Source organism: Aminobacter sp. P4_D5 (genome assembly GCF_056401815.1).
This window is the reverse complement of record NZ_JBFUIP010001256.1, coordinates 1-546: the sequence shown is the minus strand read 5'-3', so window position 1 is coordinate 546 and position 546 is coordinate 1. Positions and strand designations below refer to the sequence as shown.

At 72.5% G+C, this 546-nt stretch carries 1 protein-coding gene; it reads left to right on the top strand.

The features are described 5' to 3' along the window. Window positions 1-172: 172 nt before the first annotated feature. Window positions 173-546 (top strand): hypothetical protein (locus AC1DWF_RS37805; protein ID WP_476843538.1); only part of this gene is annotated, 374 nt, incomplete at its 3' end.

Sequence of the window (546 nt, the reverse complement as noted above, 5' to 3'; positions counted from 1 at the left end):
TCGCCGCCACGCGCCGCCAGCTTCGCGCGGTGCAGCTGGAGCTCCGGCAGGACATCAACAAGCTGGAATTCTGGCTCCGCGTCTTCAACATCGCCTTTGTCCCGGTGCTGCTGACGCTCTTCGCGATCGGCCTCGCCGTGGTGAGGAGCCGCCGTCGCGCGGCGGCCCGCGCATGATCGGGCGTCGCGGACTGCTGCTGCTGGGCGGGGCGACCGTCGTCGTCTTCGGCGGCGCCTGGCTGCTCAAGCCGCAGAACGAGTCGGAGGGCGTCTTCGTCCCGGGCAACCTCGCCTTCCCCGGCCTGGCGCCGCGGCTGGCGAATGCGCAGAAGATCGAGATGGTCCGCCACGGCCAGGCCACAACGCTCGTCCGCGACGGCGACGCCTGGCGCATCGAGCAGTCCGGTGGCTACCCCGCCCGCGGCGAGCGCATCCGCGAGCTGCTGACCGGCCTCACCGAGCTCCGCCTCGTGGAGGAGCGCACCTCCGACCCCGCGCGTTACGCCGAGATCGGCGTGGACGATCCCGGCCGCGAGGGCAGCACCGC